The organism is Sporosarcina luteola (assembly GCF_023715535.1).
In the GTDB taxonomy this organism is placed as follows: Bacteria; Bacillota; Bacilli; order Bacillales_A; family Planococcaceae; genus Sporosarcina; species Sporosarcina luteola_B.
In genome coordinates, this window is the sequence record NZ_JAMBOI010000009.1 from 12,264 (window position 1) to 34,501 (window position 22,238).

At 41.9% G+C, this 22,238-nt stretch carries 24 protein-coding genes; 2 read left to right on the forward strand and 22 right to left on the reverse strand.

Going from position 1 to position 22,238, the window contains the following annotated elements; translation table 11 throughout:
- Positions 1 to 257 precede the first annotated feature (257 nt).
- Complete coding sequence (locus tag M3191_RS14100) at positions 258 to 1,304, forward strand: hypothetical protein (RefSeq protein ID WP_251701016.1); 1,047 nt, start codon at positions 258 to 260, stop codon at positions 1,302 to 1,304.
- A gap of 443 nt (positions 1,305 to 1,747) precedes the next feature.
- On the opposite strand, the gene hag is transcribed toward M3191_RS14100, so the two are convergent.
- From hag to M3191_RS14160, 12 genes are all read right to left on the reverse strand, one after another.
- Complete coding sequence (hag, locus tag M3191_RS14105) at positions 1,748 to 2,593, reverse strand: flagellin Hag (protein ID WP_251701017.1); 846 nt, start codon at positions 2,591 to 2,593, stop codon at positions 1,748 to 1,750.
- Between the two features lie 253 nt (positions 2,594 to 2,846).
- The gene (csrA, locus tag M3191_RS14110) at positions 2,847 to 3,068 is read right to left on the reverse strand and encodes a carbon storage regulator CsrA (protein ID WP_251701018.1); all 222 of its coding nucleotides are present in this window, start codon (positions 3,066 to 3,068) and stop codon (positions 2,847 to 2,849) included.
- A 1-nt stretch (position 3,069) separates the two neighbouring features.
- Positions 3,070 to 3,507: a flagellar assembly protein FliW gene (fliW, locus tag M3191_RS14115; RefSeq protein WP_251701019.1), complete on the reverse strand. Its 438-nt coding sequence runs from the start codon at positions 3,505 to 3,507 to the stop codon at positions 3,070 to 3,072.
- A 63-nt stretch (positions 3,508 to 3,570) separates the two neighbouring features.
- Positions 3,571 to 4,452, reverse strand: a complete 882-nt coding sequence (gene flgL, locus M3191_RS14120; protein WP_251701020.1) for a flagellar hook-associated protein FlgL — start codon at positions 4,450 to 4,452, stop codon at positions 3,571 to 3,573.
- 18 nt (positions 4,453 to 4,470) lie between these two features.
- Positions 4,471 to 5,979: a flagellar hook-associated protein FlgK gene (gene flgK, locus M3191_RS14125; RefSeq protein ID WP_251701021.1), complete on the reverse strand. Its 1,509-nt coding sequence runs from the start codon at positions 5,977 to 5,979 to the stop codon at positions 4,471 to 4,473.
- 10 nt (positions 5,980 to 5,989) lie between these two features.
- The gene (locus M3191_RS14130) at positions 5,990 to 6,487 is read right to left on the reverse strand and encodes a flagellar protein FlgN (RefSeq protein ID WP_251701022.1); all 498 of its coding nucleotides are present in this window, start codon (positions 6,485 to 6,487) and stop codon (positions 5,990 to 5,992) included.
- Positions 6,488 to 6,514: 27 nt separating this feature from the next.
- On the reverse strand, positions 6,515 to 6,778 hold the full coding sequence (gene flgM / locus M3191_RS14135; protein WP_251701023.1) for a flagellar biosynthesis anti-sigma factor FlgM: 264 nt from the start codon (positions 6,776 to 6,778) through the stop codon (positions 6,515 to 6,517).
- 247 nt (positions 6,779 to 7,025) lie between these two features.
- Positions 7,026 to 7,448, reverse strand: a complete 423-nt coding sequence (locus M3191_RS14140) for a TIGR03826 family flagellar region protein (RefSeq protein ID WP_251701024.1) — start codon at positions 7,446 to 7,448, stop codon at positions 7,026 to 7,028.
- Between the two features lie 15 nt (positions 7,449 to 7,463).
- On the reverse strand, positions 7,464 to 8,072 hold the full coding sequence (locus tag M3191_RS14145; protein WP_251701025.1) for a ComF family protein: 609 nt from the start codon (positions 8,070 to 8,072) through the stop codon (positions 7,464 to 7,466).
- The gene (locus M3191_RS14150) at positions 8,069 to 9,448 is read right to left on the reverse strand and encodes a DEAD/DEAH box helicase (protein WP_251701026.1); all 1,380 of its coding nucleotides are present in this window, start codon (positions 9,446 to 9,448) and stop codon (positions 8,069 to 8,071) included. Before M3191_RS14150 ends, M3191_RS14145 begins: the two co-directional genes overlap by 4 nt.
- A gap of 307 nt (positions 9,449 to 9,755) precedes the next feature.
- Positions 9,756 to 10,601, reverse strand: coding sequence for a DegV family protein (locus tag M3191_RS14155; RefSeq protein ID WP_251701027.1), 846 nt, complete (start codon positions 10,599 to 10,601; stop codon positions 9,756 to 9,758).
- Between the two features lie 63 nt (positions 10,602 to 10,664).
- Positions 10,665 to 11,900 carry an EAL and HDOD domain-containing protein gene (locus M3191_RS14160; protein WP_251701028.1) on the reverse strand — a complete coding sequence of 412 codons (1,236 nt, stop codon included), beginning with the start codon at positions 11,898 to 11,900 and terminating at the stop codon, positions 10,665 to 10,667.
- Positions 11,901 to 12,034: 134 nt separating this feature from the next.
- Here M3191_RS14160 and M3191_RS14165 point away from each other — a divergent pair, with 134 nt between their 5' ends.
- Positions 12,035 to 12,811, forward strand: a complete 777-nt coding sequence (locus M3191_RS14165; protein WP_251701029.1) for an enoyl-CoA hydratase-related protein — start codon at positions 12,035 to 12,037, stop codon at positions 12,809 to 12,811.
- A gap of 66 nt (positions 12,812 to 12,877) precedes the next feature.
- Here the strand turns inward: M3191_RS14165 and M3191_RS14170 are convergent, their stop codons facing one another.
- The 10 genes from M3191_RS14170 to M3191_RS14210 form a co-directional block, all read right to left on the reverse strand.
- Complete coding sequence (locus M3191_RS14170) at positions 12,878 to 13,162, reverse strand: late competence development ComFB family protein (RefSeq protein WP_251701030.1); 285 nt, start codon at positions 13,160 to 13,162, stop codon at positions 12,878 to 12,880.
- Positions 13,163 to 13,372: 210 nt separating this feature from the next.
- Entirely contained in the window at positions 13,373 to 13,594 is a 222-nt protein-coding gene (locus M3191_RS14175; protein WP_251701031.1) for a helix-turn-helix domain-containing protein, read from the reverse strand.
- A 10-nt stretch (positions 13,595 to 13,604) separates the two neighbouring features.
- On the reverse strand, positions 13,605 to 14,081 hold the full coding sequence (locus M3191_RS14180) for a DUF2975 domain-containing protein (RefSeq protein WP_251701032.1): 477 nt from the start codon (positions 14,079 to 14,081) through the stop codon (positions 13,605 to 13,607).
- 222 nt (positions 14,082 to 14,303) lie between these two features.
- The gene (locus M3191_RS14185; protein WP_251701033.1) at positions 14,304 to 14,948 is read right to left on the reverse strand and encodes a TetR/AcrR family transcriptional regulator; all 645 of its coding nucleotides are present in this window, start codon (positions 14,946 to 14,948) and stop codon (positions 14,304 to 14,306) included.
- A gap of 10 nt (positions 14,949 to 14,958) precedes the next feature.
- Entirely contained in the window at positions 14,959 to 15,987 is a 1,029-nt protein-coding gene (locus M3191_RS14190) for an ABC transporter permease (RefSeq protein ID WP_251701034.1), read from the reverse strand.
- The gene (locus M3191_RS14195; RefSeq protein ID WP_251701035.1) at positions 15,984 to 16,715 is read right to left on the reverse strand and encodes an ABC transporter ATP-binding protein; all 732 of its coding nucleotides are present in this window, start codon (positions 16,713 to 16,715) and stop codon (positions 15,984 to 15,986) included. Before M3191_RS14195 ends, M3191_RS14190 begins: the two co-directional genes overlap by 4 nt.
- A 228-nt stretch (positions 16,716 to 16,943) precedes the next feature.
- Entirely contained in the window at positions 16,944 to 17,138 is a 195-nt protein-coding gene (locus M3191_RS18720) for a zinc-binding dehydrogenase (protein ID WP_353056533.1), read from the reverse strand.
- Entirely contained in the window at positions 17,135 to 17,911 is a 777-nt protein-coding gene (locus tag M3191_RS14200) for an NAD(P)-dependent alcohol dehydrogenase (protein ID WP_353056534.1), read from the reverse strand. The genes M3191_RS18720 and M3191_RS14200 overlap by 4 nt, the downstream gene beginning before the upstream one ends.
- A gap of 677 nt (positions 17,912 to 18,588) precedes the next feature.
- Positions 18,589 to 19,632, reverse strand: a complete 1,044-nt coding sequence (locus M3191_RS14205; protein ID WP_251701036.1) for a reverse transcriptase family protein — start codon at positions 19,630 to 19,632, stop codon at positions 18,589 to 18,591.
- Positions 19,633 to 19,820: 188 nt separating this feature from the next.
- Complete coding sequence (locus tag M3191_RS14210; RefSeq protein ID WP_251701037.1) at positions 19,821 to 21,701, reverse strand: retron Eco8 family effector endonuclease; 1,881 nt, start codon at positions 21,699 to 21,701, stop codon at positions 19,821 to 19,823.
- Positions 21,702 to 22,238: the final 537 nt, after the last annotated feature.

Here is a 22,238-nt window from a genome sequence, read left to right on the forward strand (position 1 = left end):
CCTCCAACATTTTTAGATTTGCGTTATCACTATTATATCGGTTAGTATGGGACTTTTTTCAGTATATATCTGGGTTAAAATAAACGATACAAAAAGACGATACAAAAATAAATAAACCGTTATAAGTAATTGATAATTCTGTTACCGGTGATATAATAAGAATATATGTTCTTTAAAAGAGAGGGTTAAAATATAGTTTAATATCTTCTTGTGCGGATTCTTTAGTTCTCGGTTTTACCAAAGAAAGGAGAATTATAATGGAAAAGGATGATGTTGTTTCATATGTAAAGAAATTCTACCCTAACACTGCGACAAGAATTGTTGCTGAATCATTAAATTTAAGTATAAATCAAGTTCGGACATTAGCCAAAAAACACAACGTGACAAAATGTAAATTATATAAGGAAGAACTAAAAAAGCAACTTGTGATAGACAGAAAAAAGTGGTATGAAGAAAATATCCCCATATTTGAGCCCACGCATTTTCAGGAGCAAATTATATTTGGTAGCTTACTTGGAGATGGATATATCAGTACAGGGCCACAAAGAAGTGTTAATTATTATTATCAGGAACATTTTGGGGAAAATCAAAGGGAGTACAGGGAATGGAAATTATCTCAGTTAAACAATTTGCAATTCAAGATTTCAGGAAATTTTTTACGTTCTGCTAGTCATCCATATTTCAAGAATCTTCGCTCCTCGTTATATCCAAATGGTATTAAATCGTTAAGCAAGCAATTTATTTCACAGTGTACGCATCCACTATTTTTAGCTACTCTCTATTTGGATGATGGTAGTTTATCAATCTCCTATTCATTTAATGAGCGAAGTAAGACCGTCTACTGCCACCCGAGTATTATATTATATACCTTGAATCTACCAATTGCCGAAAACAAATTGTTGGCCGATCATTTAAATAATACATTTGGTACGAATTTTGTTGTTTCTGGTCATCCCCATGGTCATAAAAGCTTGTTGAAAATCAATAAAGAGCGTGAAGTCATACATCTATTAAATATCATCGCCCCCTATGTTAAAAATATCCCTTCAATGGAATACAAAACAAATATTAAGACAAATATCAAACATAAAACCGAGCATATTTATAAGAAATACGGACGGAACGTTAATATAGTAATAAGTTCTTCCGATAGATATAAAACTTATACTTCCGAAGAGATAGAACTCCTAATTAAATTGAAACAGGCTTATTTTACAGATTTATCCATAGCCGATGAATTAGGTAGAACATATTGGTCAGTTGTGTATAAAATTAGAGAGCTAAGGAAGAAATCGTTGTTATAACCTTTATACGTAGATAATAACAAAAACGCGGCCGGAAAAACTCCGGACCGCGTTTTATTAACCAGATTAACGAAGAAGTTGTAGAACTCCTTGAGGTTGTTGGTTCGCTTGCTTTGCGACTGTATCTTTCGATTACAGAATAGACTATATCTTCACCCTCAAGTTGCCTTGTAGGGGCTGGGCACTTCGAATGTTACGACTCGTAACACCCTACGGATTTCATCGTCATAATCAAGGAGACCTTAGACGGTATATCCTAGTCGTTGAACGTTCCCCACGGTTTCCCGACAGGGGCTTCGCTGCTGATTGTCCAATCTCTTCGTTTTTCAAGCCATCGCGTTTACCGTTTCCAGTTCCGCTGTGACAGAAGAGCTCTAAGGAGGTTCCAGCAATTCACCCAGTGGTACTCTTACCCGTTACCAGATAAGACGCCCGGTCACAGATTACCGAAGAAGTTGTAATACTCCCTGTGCGGATTGCTGTGATTGAGCCAACATAGCTTGTGCTGCTTGAGTAAGGATGTTGTTCTTTGTGAACTCCATCATTTCTTTCGCCATATCAACGTCGCGGATACGTGATTCCGCAGCAGTTAGGTTTTCGGCAGATGTGCCAAGGTTGTTGATTGTGTGTTCTAAGCGGTTTTGTGAAGCACCTAATCCTGATCTTTGAGCTGAAACCATATTGATTGCTCCATCAATTTTTGCTAGGTCAGCATCAAAATCTTCTTTTGCAGTCCAAGCTGTTACATCTACAGAATCAACAGTCGCATCTGCAGCAGAGCCGAGTGTATCGGCAGCCATACTTCCAATTGTTATAGTAAGTTGTTGTTTTGCATTCGCACCAATTTGGAAAGTAAATCCATCAGTTTCCTCTCCATCCAACAATTTTTTACCGTTAAATTCAGTACGCTCAGAAATACCGCCAATTTCAAGAATCAATTCATCAAGCTCATCTTGAATAGTTTGTAGATCTGTGTCTTGTTGTGTTCCTGTGTTTCCAGCTTGGACAGTAAGTTCGCGCATACGTTGTAGAATTGCATGAGTCTCATTCAATCCACCTTCAGCAGTTTGAATTAATGAGATTCCATCTTGCGCATTCTTAGCAGCCATGTCCAGCCCACGGATTTGCGCCCGCATTTTTTCAGAGATTGAAAGACCTGCTGCGTCATCTCCTGCGCGGTTAATTCTAAGACCTGAAGATAGTTTCTCTAAGTTTTTAGATGCGTTTGTTTGGTTAGCACCTAATTGGTTAAATGTGTTTAGTGCTGCAATGTTGTGGTTAATTTTCATGATTATTTTCCTCCTTGAGTGTGTTTTTGGTTCACGTCCTTGTGAACCGTTGTTTTGCTTGCTAAGTAAGAGCCGGCCGAACTCGTTACTGTCGCTTACATTGATAATATCGGTTCAGTTGGTAAGGTGTTTAGTGTTTTCTAAAAGATTTTGTGGGATTTTGATTGAATTAGTGGAAAAATAGCGGATTTATTTAAGCGGAAGGCCTGGTGCTACTTTAAAAGCGAGCCAGGCCGTGTTTAGGAAAAGTTTTTTATTCTTTTATTGTAAGCTGTGAAAAAAGCTTTGTGTCTAATGTAAGTGCTTCTGTGTTTGTTTCGGTAATGGATTGGACGAGTTCACCGCGAAGGATGTCTACTGTTTTTGGTGCTTCGATGCCGATGCGGATTGTGTCTCCTTTTACTTCGAGGATACGGATCTCGATGTCATCGCCGATTTTAATTGTTTCGTTCGGTTTGCGTGAGAGGACTAGCATATTAGACTTCCTCCTTGACTTGCCCGATGATGTGGCGAGTTTTGAAACGGTTGTCGTTTATGATCATTTGTTTTGCTGTTTTGTTGTTTAGTTGGAAGATAAGTGGTGCTTGTAAATTGATGGTTGACGTTTCGAATGGTTGTTTGAGTGTTAGGATGGCTAACACGAATACGTCTTCTGGTTTTTCGATGTTGAGCAGTTCGATTGTTGGTTCGTCGATATCGAATGAATAATCTTCGACAAGTGCATAAGGGTTTGTGACGATGAATGCTACTGTCTTTGTTGTTTTTGATTGTAATACTTGGAACATTTGGTTTCCTTCGATTGTTAGCAACGCGAATTCTTTTTCGCTTTCGAAGCCTGGGATGCCTTTCGGGAAGTTCCAAAGTTGGTCTTGTTGTATTGAAATTTCGCCGTGGAATTTTGTTTGGATTTGCATTTTGGTGATCGCTCCTTTTTCTTTTATTGATTTGCATAAAAAAAGAACGTATGGACGTCCTTTTTATCTTAGAAAGTCGACTAATGATGGTTGGATAACTCTTGCGCCTACTGAAAGGGATGCACGATAGACGGCTTCCTGGGTAAGCATTTCTGTTATTACTTTTTCAAAGTCGATGTCTTCGTTTTCGGATTGCAATTTCTTAGCTGTTTGTTCTTGCAGATCGAGACGGTTTTGCATAAGTTCTGATCGGTTCATGCGGCCGCCGATTTCTATACGTTGCTCAAGGACCTTGTTCATTTGTGAATCAAGATCCTTCATGGCTTCATTAAATTTGACTTCGTCCCCAGCCTCTGTAATTCCATTAAAGAAATCATCTATCCCTTTGAATAACTCCATCGCATTCGTATTTACCTTTAAGTTCACGCCATTGAATACTTCGATTTCAACGTCTTTCGAAAATCCCGGATCCGGTAGAAGCACACCTTTTGCTGTGTCAAATAAAGGAGATAAAGGTTTATTAGTATTAGTCCCGCTGAAAATATACTTGTCCATTACTTTTGTGTTTGCCAAGTCTTGAACTCGTTCTTGAAGTTGCCTCAGTTCAATTTTAATAAATTCGCGTTCTTCGGGATTCATTGCCCCAGTATTTGCGGCGTTCGTAACAAGCTCTTTTGCACGATGCAATACTTGACCTACACCGTCGAGTGCTTCGTCGGAACTGTCGAGCCAGTTGTTCACTTCGATAAGGTTTTTCTTGTATTGTTCTATATTGTCTACTTGGTTGCGGAAGCCTATGCTTTTGGCGGCAGCTTCAGGGTCATCGGACGGTCGTTTGATTCTTTTTCCAGAAGACACCTGTTCTTGAAGCTTGGCCATATTCGTATAGCCTGTCATCAAGTTCCGCATTGTATTGTTTGAGAGCATTGATTGTGTTACGCGCATTGCTTGCGTCCCCCCTTATTATCTACCAGCGATGCCCATTCCGTTAATAATTTTGTCGAGTGTTTCATCGATCACCGTAATCATACGCGCGGATGCATTGTAGGCTTGTTGGAATCTGATCATGTCTGTCATTTCCTCGTCCAATGAAATGGAACTAATGGAGTCGCGGCGATTGGATGCAGCCCCTTGGAGAGTTGCGGTATTAATAGCCATGCGTTCGGCTTGTTGACCGCTTGCCCCAAGTGTTCCGATAATAACTTTCAAATCGTTCATTGGAAAGGAAAGAGTCTCTAAAAGGTCTTTTACGTTTTCTGCGTTTCCTATTTCGCCCACTGAATTGGATGCTGCAATCTTTCTTGGATCGTCAATAATTGATTGATATACAGATATATTCCCCGCAGTGATTTCTTCATTTTCTTTCGCAATGAAAAATGGCTTTCCTTGAGTATTATCAAGATCCACTCCATCGATATGTGCTTCATTAAACTTAAATGCAAATGCCTTTGCCATTTTGTTCAAGTCATTAATCATTTCCGGATAAAGTCCGTTTCCATCAGCAGTACCATATGAATCCATTAAAGATTTTAATTTTCCTGAATTCAAGAAGTCAGAATGACTAATTACAGACTCGGCAACTTCATCAGTCTCGTCAGTCTCGTCAGTAGCCTTGATCTCACCCGCAACATTTATCTTAATACCTTGTATTAAATTTTTTTCCGAATAAATGAGTTTAATAGGATCCATAGAGTCTGTTCCAGAAGGCTCTTTACCTTTCACCAGCTCAATTTTGTTACCGTCTTTCAATTTTAAAGATACGGTAACCATACCTTCAGAAATCGAAGAAGCATTTCCACCGTTTTTTTCATATGTCGTTTCAATCGGCAAATAAGTAGACAACTCGTCTAGCAACAAGTCTCTCTGATCATATAACTCATTCGGCAAATAACCGCTTGCTTCGACTCTAGAAATTTCGCCATTCATGTCGCCAATTTGCTTCAATAAGGAGTTTATGTTCTTTGTTGCAAAGCTTATTTCTTTCCCTACATTTGCCTGAGCTTCTGTCAATGAACTGTGTATATGGTTAAAGGCTTCTGCTACATTCTGCCCGCGTTGAACGACGACTGCTCTTGCCCCGCTGTCTGACGGGTTTGTTGAAAGATTTTGTAGGGATGACCAAAATTCACTTAGTGATTTTTGCAAACCATATTCCGACGGTTCTCCTACTATATCTTCTAGTTGTGAAATGGCTTTTGATCTTGATTCCCAGTAGCCGAGTTTGTTGGATTCTTGTCTGAATTGATTGTCAACGAAGGAATCCCGGATACGTTGGATGGAGCTTGCTTGTACACCGGTCCCTAATAGTCCTGGTTGCGATGCGAGGCCAGTTGTTGCCTGCATATTGACTCGTTGGCGTGTGTAGCCGAGTGTGTTGGCGTTGCTTATGTTATTGCCGGTCGTGTAAAGGCCGGATTGTTGTGCGTAGAGTCCGCGTTTATTTGTTTCAAGTCCCATGAATGTGGAGCGCATGTTGTTCCTCCTATGCTTGCGAGTCGAAGTTCGGTATATTCCTCGTCTCTTTTTTGCCGTTAATGCCTGTTTTTGAGTAGGTTGGCGATTCCGTACTTGGTCGAACCATGTCCAGCGACAGATTCACAAATTGAAGAGATTGGTAGGTTAGTTTTTGGTTCAACTCATTTTGCCATTTCAATTCATGAATCGCATGCAGGAGACGGTCCTTCGCCTCCGTAAGTTTGTTGCTTTCAGGAAGTGGTGTTGCTTCGATCAAGTTGGCGAGTGTCGGGTTCATCGGCACAGGACGTCCTTGTCCCTTGAGGTATGCGATGACCGCTTTTTGCCGGTCGTTATCCATTTGAACGATCGCTGCAAGATGTGCTTGTTCGTCTTTCATCAGCTGATCGATACCATGGATATCGCCGTTTTTAATGAGCGCTGTTTTTTCGTTTGCAATGCGAAGCAGGCTCTTATGCAGTTTTTCCAAGTTGTCGAGGATGGATAGAATTGTTTCGATTGACATGGATATGCCCTCCTGCCTTCGTCTTCATTATTTTTTGTAGTACTTGATCAGGTTGGCAGCGAGTGTTTCAGGCTCCACTTTGTAGTTCCCTGATTCGATTTGAGCTTTCAGCTGTTGCACGCGTTCGTTCCGTTCCGTTGTAATCGGTGACGTTTCGGAGAGCTGCTTCGCTGCGGATGAGATTTCGAGTTTATCCGTTTTGATTTTCGCCTGTTCTTTTGCCTGCTCCGCTTTCAGTTGGTTCGTCTTATACGGATTGATCGCCGGGATGTTGATTTTATTGATTTTCATTTCTCTCGCTCCTTTCGATGTTTCAATTTACTCTTACTGCTTATTTCGGCAGATTTGTGACAACGTTTAGGGTCTTTTGAAGGAAAACAAGAAGTGAGCTATTTTCCTTGGGTATTCCTGCTTATTGTCCCCTTAAAAATAGGAAAAAACCGACCTTTGCAAGTCGGTTTATGCTTCTCTGGAATGATTTATGCGTATCTTGTGAGATTTATGGACTTCTGAAATGATGTATGCGTTTTTGGAGCGATTATGAGTTGGATTTTATTTCATTTCTCATCTTTCCATGTGCCATATAGGTTTCATTCCTTACAATTGTATCCTCTGCCGCCTCTACGATGTCCAAATCCTTTTTAAGGTGGTTTGTGCATTTGTCGCATATTTTCCCTGACGTGATTAAATTTCCGCAATTGTCGCATGGGTAGCAGAGATTCGGGAATTTTGCGGGGTGAAGATGGCCTTTGCGGACCCATGTAAAGAGCAGCCTTGTAGATACTCCCGTTTCTTGTACAATCCTTTCAACTGTTGCAGAACGATTTTCCCGTCTTCTTAAAAACTTATGCACTTTATCGTATATTTCTTCCTCTTCCCGCGCACAGAGTGGACATACATCTCGAAGTCCCGTGTAGTTAAAAATTCCATCACAGGACGGACAATTTCTTATTTCTGCCATAATTTTTGGTTCCTCCTATCTTTCTGCACGAATGAGCGTGACCGCTTCCACCCGTTCAGCGCCTGCTTCCTTTAGTACGGTTGCGGCGTGGCGGAGCGTCGTGCCTGTTGTGTAAATGTCATCGATGAGTATGTAGGTCTTATTTTTCACGTCGCTTCCTGGTTTGATTGAAAATAAATTGCGCATGGCAAGCCGTTCTTCCCTCGTCTTCTCCCCCATCACTTCGGTGTTCTTCTTGATGAGGAGATCCTCAAATGGAATGCGCGCCGCCGTCAGCATTTCCTCGACGTGTGCGAATGTACGCTCGATCTTCTTCTGCGGATGCATCGGAATGGGCACGATGATGTCATCTTTCCTGGCAAGCTCCGTACGCAGTTCATTCGCAAAGACACCGGCGAGCGCAACGTCCTGCAGAAATTTGAATTGGTGTAGATATTCGCGCATCGGTTCGTTGTATGTATAGATGGAAGTGACTTGATCGACCACATCGTCTTCCTCTTTTATGTCGACACGTTCAAAGCTTTTTGAACAGTCTTCACAAATTAATGATGTATTTTCGATGGCAAGCAATAATTGCCAACTTGGACTGGAGGCGAGTTTCTGTTCGCAAAGGAGGCAGTTCATGTACGGACGCCTCCTTTATTCAATTTATCGATTTCGGCCTTTGCCTCGTCCATCGCGTATGTGATGCCGTTATGGAAAAGGATGAATTCGCCTGTTGGATAATCCGCAGAACGTCCTACACGACCGCCAATCTGGATGAGGGCACCTTTGTCGAAGATTTGCTGTTCTGCACCGACGACAGCAACTTGGACGTTCGGAATTGTGATGCCGCGTTCGAGGATTGTCGTCGTGAGCAAGCCAGGCAATTCTTTATTCCTCAGTGCTTGAACATGCTCTTTCCGCTCCGGGTGCGACGCATGGACGGAGCGTATGCGCGGATCAATAAGCTGGAATAAAGGCTCCGCCTCCTCCATCAAGCCGATATGGTGGAAGAAGATGAGAAACGGTTCTTTTCTGGCGAGTCGGTTCTCAGTCCAATCGATGAGCTTTTGTGGCAGCTTCCCTTTTCGGATCTGCTTTTCATAATTCCATAACGGAATGAATTTCGGGACGGGCAATGGATGGCCGTGGTAGCGACGGTTTATGATCGAGACGAACCCCGTCTTTTTCATTTCCGATAAAAGCTTATCTGATGGGGTAGCGGTGACGTAATGGACAGGGCTGCCCGGTTTGACTGCTTTTTGGACAGCCTTTTGTAACGTCGCATCCGCCTTGTATGGGAAGGCGTCCGCTTCGTCGACGAAGACGGCGTCGAATGCGTGCCGGAATCTGTACAGCTGATGGGTTGTCGCTAGTACAAGCTGGGATGCTTCCATCGTTGGTTTTGCGCCACCGTATAACGCTTCTATTTTTGTATCCGGAAATGCTGCGCGGAGGCGAGGTTCCAGTTCGAGTATAACGTCGACGCGGGGCGCGGCGATGCAGACTCGTTTACCTTCAGTGAGCAGCTTATGTATGGGTGGGAACAGGATTTCGGTTTTTCCAGATCCGCAGACTGCGTAGATGAGATGGGAAGCCCGTTTGTTTTGGCTTTCGATCAGTTCATCAGATGCTTTTTGCTGATGCGGTGTGAGTGTACCTTGCCAGGCAATTGTATGGTTCGTTGGATATTCCGGTTTCTCGCCTTTCCAGATGATGAGTTCAGTGCAAGATGAGACGCGCCCCATTTTGAGGCACTGTCGGCAATAAGTACAAGGTCCTTCGCATTTGGCGCAATTGAATGTCGTGAAACGTGTGCTGTCTTCGTTTTCACACCGATTGCATAGGTGGCGTTTTTGATTCAGGAAGGAAGGTTTCGATTCGATACCTTTGATAACTTGAATATCACCCGCATCGAGTAGCGCATCGATTTCTTCGCACGGAAAAGGGGTGTGCATGCGCAGCCAAATTCGGCCGTCCAGGAAATCCCGGATAGCCGGATTGAATGGTTTTGTCATGAACACACCCCCAATTTTGTTTTGTTGTAGTAGTACGCGGTTAGATTTCTGTTGATTCACGCATAATACCGCGCATAATGCCTTTGACCAACTAACGGTTGCGTCATTTATGAGCGCGGAGGCGGCGTTTATGATCGCTTATCACGGTTTATGAGCGCGCGAATGGCATTTATGATCACTTGCAGCGTTTTATGAGCGCGTAAACAAATTTATGATCACCTATTACGTTATATGAGCGCCTGGAAGGTTTTATGAGCGCCTGGACGGTTTTATGATCACTTCATGTAAATTATGGGCGCTATACCCCTTACGATCTCCGCTTCACCCATCCAAGCCCCATCGATCCCTCGCCTAAATGTGTGCCAATCACCGGACCGAAATGGCTGATCGAAAACTTGACGTCCGGCAGGCGCTCGGAGAGTTCCGCTTTCCAAATCTGCGCTTCCTCAGGCTGGTTGGCGTGGATAATAGCGGCTTCAAGCGGCATGTTTTCGGCGTCTTCCGCGAGCATGTCCGCAATTCGTTTCATCGCTTTTTTGCGTGTACGGATCTTTTCGAAGGGGACAATCACTTTGTCGTGGAAATGAAGGATCGGCTTCACTTGCAGCAGGCCGCCGATCAATGCTTGTGCGCTCGATAGTCTGCCGCCACGCTGCAGATGCGTGAGATCGTCGACCATGAAATAGGCGCGCATCGTCTTTTTCATTTCCGCGAGCTCCGCCATGATTTCGTCTGGAGCGGCTCCTTGTTTCGCCATTTCGGCTGCCCGGATGACGTAAAATCCTTGGATATAGCAGGACAGTTCCGAGTCGAACTCGCGGACGTCGATGCCTTCCACCATTTCCCCCGCTTGGACTGCGCCTGCGTATGTACCGCTTATGCCGCTCGATAGGTGGATTGAAATGACCGTGTCATGATCCGCTTTCAATGATTCGAACAGCTCGACGAATTTTCCGACCGGCGGCTGGGATGTTTTCGGCAACGGACCTTCGCCGCGCACTTTCTCGTAGAACTCTGCCGACTTCAGGTCGACTTCCTCTTCGTAGGCTTTTCCATCGATCGTTACGGTCAACGGGATAACGTGGATATCAAGTTCCTCCACTATATAAGGCGGCAAATATGCCGTACTATCCGTTACAATTGCTGTTTTCACTACTAATCAACTCCTGCATCATATTCTACTGGAAATGCAGGTGAAAAGAAAATCCCTTTCGGTTCATCTTTCAAGCTGCCTCGCCCAATGGTTCGCTTTATTGGAGAACGCAATAATCTCCTCTTTCGACAAGCCGAATCGCTTGCTGATTTTATTGATATTCTCCATATCAAAACGCTCCGTCGCGATCGCAAGTTCCAAGTACGGCGTCATGTCGGTATTTTTGCCCTGCAACGTTTCCGCTACTTCCTCGGAAAACGGGAACATCGGCAGGATGTCGTCCCAAGTGCGCTTCATGATGGCGTCAAGCAACGAAAACAGGCCGACAAAGAAGTGTTCGTCGCCATTCGGATACCCCGTACGGATTGCGACGAGCGCGCACATTTTCGCTCGTGACATCGAGTAGGAAACAAGTGCTTTGACGCGGCCGCTCGATGAATGGTCGCTAATATCCAGCAGCATCAATATCCGCATCCATTTCTTCAGCTCGCGCAAGCCGATCAGGACGATTGCCTGTTTGACGGAACCAACGCTTTTCGGGGCGTTGAAATTCATCGTGTTGATTAAGCGCAGCAGTTTGTATGTCAGTGAGATGTCATGGAGTATGAGATTGGCAATTTCATCGATGTTAGGGTCGCTGTCATTCAGCTTGCTGATTATTTGCATATGCAGATTGAGGTTCGATGGGATTTCGACGCCTTTGATGATTTCGGGCTTTGCGAAAAAATACCCTTGGAACAGATCATATCCGCTATTCTTGGCAATTTGGAACTGCTCTTCGGTCTCAATCTTTTCCGCAAGCATCCTGATATGCGGATATTTTTTAATGAACCTCTCGATGCCCCGCCTACCGTTGTCGTCCACGGCAAGGAAGTCCACTTTTACGTAATCGATCAGCTCGAATAGTTCTGTATGTAAGGCATATTGGTCTTGTACAATGAAGTCGTCGAGCGCAAGTTGAAACCCGTCCTGCTTAATTTCCCTGATTCTCGAAATGAGTACCGGGGTGATTTCAACGTCCTCCAAAATCTCGATGACGACGCTATCCGGCTCCAAGCTTGAAAAGATGTCCTTAATGAGCAGCTCGCCGGTGAAATTGATGAATGACTTGGATTTTCCTGAAATCTGATCTACGCCGATCGACAGGAACGTGTTGACGAGCAATTGGATGGTCGCCTGTTCGGGGTCGATGTTCGGGAAGCTGTTCTGTTCACTATTACGGTAAAGCAGTTCGTAGCCAAAAATGCTCTCTTCCTTATCCAATATGGGCTGTCTGCCTACAAATATAAGGTACTCCATTTTCTCACCTCTCAATGCAAACAGTATACCAAAAGTGGTTCTCTTTTACTATAAATTTTCTAACTATTTTAATAGCTAGGAGTTAGGGAAAATGATATGTTGGAAGAAAGTCATAGGAATTGGGAGGAATTATGATGGAAACACTTATGTTTGAACAAAAGGGGCATATCGCAAAGGTAACATTGCACCGCCCGGAAGCGATGAATGCATTCAATTACGATATGCTGTCGGAACTAGGACAAGTCATCGAGTCAATCCGAATTAATCCGGATATCCGAGTTGTCGTCTTTACGGGAGCTGGGGACCGTGCATTCAGCGTGGGGGCTGACCTGAAGGAGCGGAGGATGCTGTCCGATTCGCAAGTGAGGCGGAATATTTACAAGATCGGCGAAGTGTTCACGATGGTGGAAAATCTACCGCAACCGACAATTGCGGTGTTGAATGGCTATGCGTTCGGCGGCGGAATGGAGCTTGCGCTTGCATGTGATTTCCGGTTCGCGGCGGATTCGGCGGTCATGGGGCTGACGGAGACGGGACTTGCCATCATTCCGGGCGCCGGCGGTACGCAGCGGCTGCCTAGGCTGATAGGGGAATCGAAGGCTATGGAGCTTATATTGACGGCGAGACGGCTGAAGGCTGAAGATGCGCAATTGTACGGGATGTTGACCGGCGTCGCTCCCGCAAACTTTTTATTGGAAGTGGTGGACCGTTTTGTCGGGGAGCTGCTTGCGAATGGACCGATAGCGCTGCAGCAGGCGAAATTTGCAATTAAGCATGGCATGAACGCCGATTTGCAGACGGGGCTTGCGATTGAGCGGAAGGCGTATGAGCTGACGATTCCGACGGAGGACCGGTTGGAGGCGCTAGCGGCATTTGCGGAGAAGCGGAAACCGGAGTTCAAAGGGAAGTGATGTTGGGAGTGGACGCGGGGGACCGTATTTCTATCGAAGTGAGTAGGCTTTGGGAGTTTTCCCGGCCTACTCTTTTTTTGCGTTTTCGCAGCGGGGTGATGCGGAGACGATGCGGGCAGCCTTCACGACGGTGGAGAGGATGTTCGTGGCGCTTTGCCGGTCTGCGACGTGTTCTACGCGGATGACTGGATTTAGTTTATCGTTCACGATGTAGCGCGGCTTGATTTCGTTGAGCGCGATGGCCATGATGTCGTCTTTGCATCGTTCACAATGGCATGTGAGACGGAGGTCGTTTTCGTATTGTTGGAGTACGTTATGAACGACTTCTTCCATTACGTTGTATACTGGCATGTTTCGTACCCCCTTTTGTGAAGAATTAATTTCCATTCATTGTAACACCGATGGTAAAATATGCGAATTGTAGGAAAGGAGCATTATTGTGACGGGACTTTATGAGTAGTTGCGGCGATTTATGAGTGGATGTTGGCGTTTATGCGTGATTCTTTTTCATAACAAAAAGCCGAATCCCCTTATTGTAGGAACCGACTTTTTGTAAGTTGATTATTCTTCTGTGTCTTCATCGTTTCTGTATTCTAAAATGTCTCCAGGCTGACAGTCCAACGCCTTGCAAATCGCCTCTAGCGTTGAAAATCGGATCGCTTTTGCCTTTCCATTTTTCAATATGGAGAGGTTCGCCATTGTGATTCCGACCTTCTCCGTAAGTTCTGTTACGCTCATTTTCCTTTTGGCCAGCATTACGTCAATATTTATTATAATCCCCATTATCTTCACCTCAGACCGTTAAATCATTTTCAGATTTTATCGTAATAGCTTCCTGCAGCAGTCTTTGAAGGAGAGCAGCAAAGACCGCGATTACAAACGGAGCAAAAATAGGAACCATTGAGATGATGATGAGGCCTGGCGCATCATCCAGCTCCGCTACCATTGCCATAAATGGCAGTACAATCACATACACACCGCTGATCGTAATTGCAAAGAGTTTAATTTTTTTAAGAGCTGTAACCGAAAGCTCTGAGAAAGCCTGGTTCTTGTCGATGTAGCTGAGCAGTTTGAAAGCCTGTAACAACGCTCCGAAAAAAGGTATGACAGAGATATACATGCCGATCACGATTGGATAGAGTATATGTGCATAGTCCGGGTTGGCTGGATTTTTCAATAAATAATAGATCCCGAATATAGCTAAAGCAAGAACTGGAGCTCCAATTAGGAAAACTGCCATCCTTAAAAATAATGTTGATCCTCGTTTCATCAAAAGCACCTCACATGTTTAGTATGATTTGATTATAGCTCATGTTTTATCGAATATCAATAAATAATTATTGATATTAGTTAAAATAATGTTGAATAGGGATATGTAGACACGATTCGAAATGAAGTTATGCGTACGTGGGAGCGGTTATGCATGATTTAGCGGATTTATGCGCGTTTCGGTTTAATTCAAACAAAAAAAGAAGGTGCGGGACCTTCTTTTTCATTCCTCAGGAGTGAGGCCTTTTTTAAGGAAATGTATCATGTGATCGATTTCCTCGTCGTCGTTCCACTTCGGGTCGATGATGTACTTGGTGGCGAAGTAGCCCATGATTGTCGAGGCGGTTAGCCGGATGACAGTCGTTGCTGGCAGTTGAACAATCTGGCCTTTCGATTGATAGTGCTCGACGATTTGGATGAGGCGGCTGATCACCTTTTTTCCGATGTGTTCGATGAATTGGTCACGTAGTTCAGAGTGGAACGGGATTTCCTGGAGAAAGATCTGAACGACTTTCAAGTTTTTCTCGAGGAATTCCTGGCGGTTTTTGATCATTGCACGCACGAAGTCTTCGAAATGCTCGAAGTCTTTGTCGAGCACTTTGTTCAAGTCTTTGATGATGATGGGACCGAGCATTTTGACCATCATCGGGGTGACGATGGATAACAGCAGTTCCTTTTTCGTCTTGTAGTGGCGGAAGATGGTGCCTTCCGCGACGCCCGCTTTTTTTGCGATTTCATTCGTCGATGTGGAGGCGAATCCTTTTTCCGCGAACATTTCTGTTGCTGCGACGAGAATTTGTCTTTGTTTTTCTGTCAGGTTGTCGTCTTCCTGAAGCATTTCGTCGAGCAGATTGTTTTCGTCTGTCATTATGCCCTCCTTATATTCGGCGATACTTGCTTAGCACGGCGATGTTTATTGCAATGAACAGCAGGCAGAATCCTGCAAGTATAAGCACGTTTATCATAATATCGCCAAATCCGGCGCCCCTCACCATTACATCCCGCAATGCTTCGGCGGCGTAATAGAGAGGCGTCAAGTGGCTCATCCAGCTGAGCCACTCGGCAATCGTCTCTAAGTTGAACAAGCCCGAAAAGAAGATTTGCGGCACGACGACGATCGGGATGAATTGCATCATCTGCAGCTCGTTATGTGCGAATGATGAAAGTAGGATGCCGAGCGTCAGTGCAGTCAACGCAAGGATGAGGATGATAAGGAGTACATAGATGAAGGCTCCTTCCATGACCATACCAAGCACATAAATCGCGTACGCTGTAATGATTGTAGACTGGATCGTCGTGAAAAGTCCAAAGCCGAGGACGTAACCGGCGACGATTTCCCCTTTGCGCAAAGGGCTTGCGAGTAGCCGTTCGAGTGTTCCTGTCGTCCGTTCACGCAGGAATGAAACACCAGCAATTAGGAAGACGAAAAAGAACACGAAAAATCCGAGCAGGACCGGACCGAAATAATCGAACTGCCCCATTTCGCTTGATCCGTGCAAGTAGTCGATTTTCGGTTCTGGTAAGTCGACGGCTTGCGTCGCTTTCGGCAAGGCATTTTGCAGCCATTTCATCGTGGCACCTGTTACGCTCGGATCACTTCCTTCAAGGACGATGGACGGTTTGTTGCCTTCGATTTTTAGATAGCCGTCAAGCTCCTGTGCAGCAAGCTTCTTCTTCGCCTCCGCTTCTGTTTGGAAGATCGTCACTCGTGCCCCTTCCGTATCGAGTTGGTCGGCGAGCATTTCCGGCACATCTACCAACCCAATTTGCGGTGTATAGTCGTCGCCGTTGAAGACGAAATAGAGCATCGTCAGCACGAGGATCGGCGCGAAGATGAGGAGGCCGATTGTCCGTTTGTCCCTGACGAGTTGACGGAGGATCCGTTTCACCAATGCCATCACTCTCATCGTTCCACACCTCCGAAGACGAGGAATGCTTCCTCGATTGTTGTCGAAGCTGTCTGTTCTTTCAGTTCGGCTGGCGTGCCGACTGCAATCAGTCTTCCATCGCGGATCAGTCCGAGCCGGTCGCATTTATCGGCTTCGTCCATGACGTGGGTCGTGACGATAAGCGTTTTCCCTTGCGCCTTCAAATCCGTGAATGCATTCCAAATGCTTTTTCGTAGAACTGGATCGATTCCGACGGTCGGCTCGTCGAGGATGAGCAGTTCGGGTTCGTGGAGAAGTGCGATGGCGAGGGAGAGGCGTCTTTTCATTCCACCGGAGTAGTTCGATACGAGTTTTGTCATATCGCCGGAAAGTTGGACGAGCTCCATTACCTCTTTGATGCGCTGCGCTTGTTTCTGCCCTTTCAATCCGTACAGTTCAGAGAAGAATTGGAGATTTTCTTTCGCTGACAAGTCCTCGTATAAAGCGTCCGATTGCGCCATATACCCGATCCGTTTAATGAGATTCAAAGAAGGCATTTTCGCGTTGAATAAATGATTCTCCCCTTCCGACGGCTCATCAAGTCCCGCCAACTCCTTTACCAACGTCGTTTTTCCCGCTCCGGAAGGTCCGAGCAAGCCGAAGATCTCGCCTTCGTAAATGTCGAGGTTGATGTCTTCAAGGACTTGATGCTTGCCGAAGCTTTTTGAGACGTTGCGGATGGAGACGCATACTTCGCGTTCGTTCATCGATTGTCACCTCTTCTTTAGTAGTGAGTGATTACTCACTTTATTATACTCTAAGAAGTGACCGTTGGGGAGTGAGTAATCACTCATTATTGTTTTATGGGCAAAGAAACCATTCGCGAATGTAACACAACCAATGAAGTGAGCAACGAAATCAACGCGAAGCGCAACACAATCTAAGCCGGCCTTACTAAAAAAAGAGGGAAACACTCTGTGCCTCCCCACCCTATATTAAATTGTAATAATCACTTTTCCTTGTGAATGGCCCTCTTCAAAATACTGAAATGCCTCCTGAACCTCTTCTATTGAATAGGTTCTATCAATAACCGGCTTTACTTTCCCTTCTTCAATCAGCTCGTTCAGCGCCAGTAAATCCTGTTGATTGGCCCTTTGCAAAAAGATGATGAATTTCTTTTTTCCAATCATAGAGAACCACGTTGATTGAGCATGGTTTGAAACATTTGATTACTATCGCCGCCAACATTAATAAATACTCCATTCCTCTTCAGCTTTCTATTATATGTGGAGATCGAATGCGATCCAGTCACTCTGAGGATCACATCATAGGTCTGATCATCTTTAGTAAAGTCCACTGTTTTGTAATCAATTACATGGTCAGCACCAAGGGACCGCGCAATATCTACGTTTCGAGTACTTACCACTGCTGTCACTTCAGCTCCGAATGCTTTCGCAATTTGAACGGCAAATGTTCCTACACCACCTGAAGCCCCATGAATCAACACTTTTTGTTCAGCTCGTACCATTCCTTTATCTCTGATTGCTTGCAACGCTGTAGTTGCTGCCATGGGCACGGCGGCCGCTTCTGCAAACGAATGGTTACGAGGTTTCAATGCCAATACCTTTTCGTCGACAGCTACATATTCTGCAAAAGCACCCCATCCACTGCCGGATAAGTCTCCATATACTTCATTCCCTACTTGAATTCGAGTGACATTCGCACCTATAGTCTCCACAATTCCAGCCATATCCCCACCAGGAATACGGTATTTCGGTTTAGTTATGCCGAATGCCAGTCGGACTGGCAGGGGCTTCCCTGTTATTAAGACAATATTACCAAAATTAAGTGACGATGCATGAACTCGAATTAGCACTTCATTTGACTTAGGCGTCGGTGTTGCTACCTCGCTTATTTTAAGCGTATTCGGTGTTCCATATGTTTCAGAGATGATCGCTTTCATCTCAAATCCCCCTACTATTCCTCTTTAAGATATTGAAAGAGCTACGGAATTAGCTTACGCTAATTCTAATAGTTGGATGGACTATTAATTACAAAAACGGGATTGGTATTAATTATTCAAATTTGATAGTTCATAGTTAATAACTTCCTCTACTTCATCGTTTTCAATTGCTCGTTATGTAATGTATTAGAATCGCTCCAATATAGTTGACTGAATGAAAAGCCATTCGAAAGTTCAATTTCCAAAAATATAATCAAACAAGTCCCCGCAATAACTTTCAGTGGATATCGAGAAAACAATTTAAGCATAGTAAAGAACTAGGATGGAAAATTCGGCAGTGAAAGAAGACAAGTCAAATGTTAATTTCACTAGTTAATTCAACAGGTCAAAATCACTTTACAATCATTTAGTCGATATTTTGACCAAATGCAAAGAAAGCATTTCTTAAAGAAATGCTTTCTTTGCTACTGTATGCACTTTAAGGACGTAAGGCCGCCACTCTGTTTTTCTAACTCTATATCGTCTACCTCAATAAGTTCCAAATAAAATAGGCGAAAAATAAAAATTAGAATTATTGATCGAGTTTAATATATTTTAAAATTTAAATTAATTTAAACGTGTATTGGACCGTCTTTGGGTGAATCGCGTTGACGAATTTATAGCTTTAATCTATGCTACTATAAATTTAATTCATTATATTCGGATAGTCCTTCTAAGTGACTATCTATTCTTTTAATCAACTTTTTAGATTGAGTTTGAAATTTCGAGTTTTGATTAGGAATCCAGGCAATCAAAAATGCTCGTTGTCCTGCCAAAAAATTATTTATATGCGATAGTGAATAAAAACGCTTTGTCGATGAATTTTTAATTAGTTCTTCATTTATTTGTTCTAAAAGAGTCTTTTGAGTTATTCTATTATTTAATAAAACATCCAAAACAAAAAGTACTCTTCTAATTTCCTCTAATTTTTTACGTGACAATCTTAACGTATCTGAAATAACAAAACCGTTAGTTGAAAAGGTTCCAACACCTCGGCGAATCTTGTTGAAGTTTAATTCCATATTATATTCTCTTAGAATCCCAATAATTAAATTAATAAATCTTTCATTATGACAGATATCTTGATAGCTTGAAAACAATAAGTCGTCTGCATAACGTGTATATGTAATATTTGTATCAAAGCAGTACTTTTGAATCCTAGCGTCTATCCGGCGAAAAACTAAGTTGGATATTACGGGCGATGTTCTTGCACCCATTGGAAGTTTTCCACCTAAAGTTATTGCATTAACTGTCCAATTTAATACTTCTTCTTTCTGTCCTGTATCTTCTATTTTAATATACTCGGCTAGACTCCCCTTAATAAGATCTTTAGTAATACTCGGAAAAAAATCTTTGATGTCCAATTTCAAAAACAACTTATCTTTTTGCTCATAAGGGTCAGCTTTGTGGGGCTCTAGAAAGGTACGGTAACTTTTCCCTTTAACAAAACCGTGCGCCGCATTACTAAAATAAAAAGTGTTGAAGAAGTTCTGGTTTAATTTTTCTTGAATATTAGCTAATATATTATTATCAGGAAGTCTATAGATAAGTCTTACTTTCCCATTGCTTTGTTTCAATTTGACTGGAATATACCCTGAATGATCTATAGCAGATAGTTCTTGATTACTTTTATTTAATACACTTCCAACAAAGTCCTGCTTGCTATAAACACTTTTCTCCATAATCGTCACCCTTAAAAGATAGATTAGAATGAGTACGTCTGAAAATAATTCCGCGCGATAGCGCAACTAAACGTGAAGCGCGTTAACATGCGCAAAAGTGAAAATTTATCTGCTTGGAGTCCAGACTGATGCTCAAAGAGTTTGTTAGGCTTTTTGATTGTCCCTCAACAAGCTAATGGCTACTCATTCTAAATCATCTTATCAATCTTATTAATAATACCATAAATATCTGGAAATTTCTCTTTGAATTTACTTCTTTTATCTTTTGTTGATTTTTCTTTCTCAATATCATCAAAAACTGCATTAATGAATACTGTAATCCAACCACTTGTCTTAGAAAAACTATGGTTACTTTTAATTAATTTCCGATTTTTCAAGTCTTCTGAGTTTCCACCAACTAGTTGACGTAGTTTAAATAGTAATTCTCTTTCAGGGATTTCCTGATCAGAAATATCTATACTAAAAACGCTTATAAAGTCTTGCATATTTTTTTCATTTATCAATGCTGCTTCTAATGTCGGAAACATTAAATAAACACCGAAGTATTCATAATACCTCTTTAAGTCTTGAATCATTTTTTCATATTGCTCCCTTGATTGCTCATTTATAGTACCTAACTCTACATCTATTTGAAATTCATTATTCTCGTAAGATAAAATTCTTTTATGAATTATATCAAATAGCCATCTATTGCTTATGAAATTTAATATTAAATTTCTTTTGTAGTCCTTATTTAAGGGGCTATATTCTTCTTTTTTCTTAATTAGTACTTTAAAAGTCTCTTTCTTTTCTTGATCCTGATGATTTTTATTTCCTAACACCTTGTCTATATCTGCCACTAATAAAAAAGGAATTGGCAAGTTCATTTTAGTTGGATTTAGAGACTGAAGCAAAACAGAATTTGTTAATGTTTGTGAAACGCCTACCTTTTTCAAAATCGGGAATAACGCTCTAATTCGTGGATTACTAAAGACCTCCAACTCACTTTGACCTTCTACAAATAGTATAAAACTTGAAAGATAAAGGCTTGCTTCATTTTCAGAAAAAATTATTCTCGATCTAGAATCCGTCAGTTTCGGTATTTTAATCAATCCCGAATATTCGTTTTCAAAGTAAAACTTGTAAACCGATTTTTCATTCCTCATTGCTTCAGCCAAATAACGTGCTGAGTGTGTACTAACAAAAAATTGGATTCCTTCTGTCGAAAAGAGTAGCTCTTTCAATTCATCTATATATTGAGCATGCAAACCCAATTCCGGTTCGTCAATAATAATAATTGGACTTTTCAACTTCTCCTTTTCTAATTTTTCTACCAGTGTAATCATTAGCTTTAAGTAATTTAAAGAATTAGTTCCAGAAGAAAAATATTTCAATTCAAAACCATGTTGATTCACTTTAGAGCCTCTTAAAGCTAATTTATAAAGGGAGGATAATTGAGATCGATTTGATTCCTTTTGTAAGCTATACCCCGACCTTTCAAACACCTCTTCAATATAGTTTATATTTTCCCCGAAATTCTCTGCTGCCCTTCCACTAAATACTTTGTCAAAACTAGTTGATTCTTCATAATCAAATATATTCCCCAAACTACCAATGATTTCCCACACGAAATCCCATTTCTGAAAATCTGTTTCATGGGTACTTATGAAATAAAATGGGTGTGAGTTATGAATTAAGTATCTATATTTATACGGTAGATTCCATATTAGACCTTTCCTTTTAGTTTGAGTTAATATCAAAGTTATTGAATCTTCTTCCATCAATTCAGTTAAGGATTTATTAATCTTACCGATATATTTATTCTCAGCAACCCTTTTATTTGAATTAATCAATCCATTTAAATTAAACCGAATTTCAATTTTCATTTCATAATTGAACGGGTTGTTTTGATCATAATAATCCTCTGAGTAATTTTCTTCAATTAAGTTCTCAAAGAAATATTGAATGGCTTTAAAGAAATTAGATTTACCGGACCCATTTTTCCCTATAAAGCTTTGAATATTATCTGTTCCATTCACATAAATATCTTTCAGTGATTTAAATCCTTGAATATGAATATGTTGTATCACTCTATAAACCTCATTTCAAAGTATATGTAAAAACCTTTTGTACGAAACTTCAACAATAATCGTGGTAGTTTTAATGCCAAAATTAACTTCAACCTTGTATTTGAAAACCAGTTTTATTTCTTTAAAAATCCAAATAACCACATCAAACTATTATAAAAATGTCGTTATTTCAAGTTGACTCAAAAACATTGTTCCTATGATAATCATTTTTATTAATTTATGAGGAATTAATAAACCAACCTACAAAGTGAACATGCAAGTAGTTCTTCTCTAAATTAAAAAGCCTAGTTTAAGCGAAGAGAGAACCTCATTTACTTATAATACGGTTCTCAAAACTACTATTAAATTGTATTACTTCTTTTCTTTGGTCATCTATTTATATTGTTTAATGATAAAACAAACACCATATTAACCTAAACTTTCTTCGTTAGCTGAAGAACATTATTTCGCAATCTTTAATATATTTTAGCATAGTTTTCTCATCTTCCTTCTATTTTTTTCTTTCCATTATCCAATTAGCAAGTGTTTTAACAACGG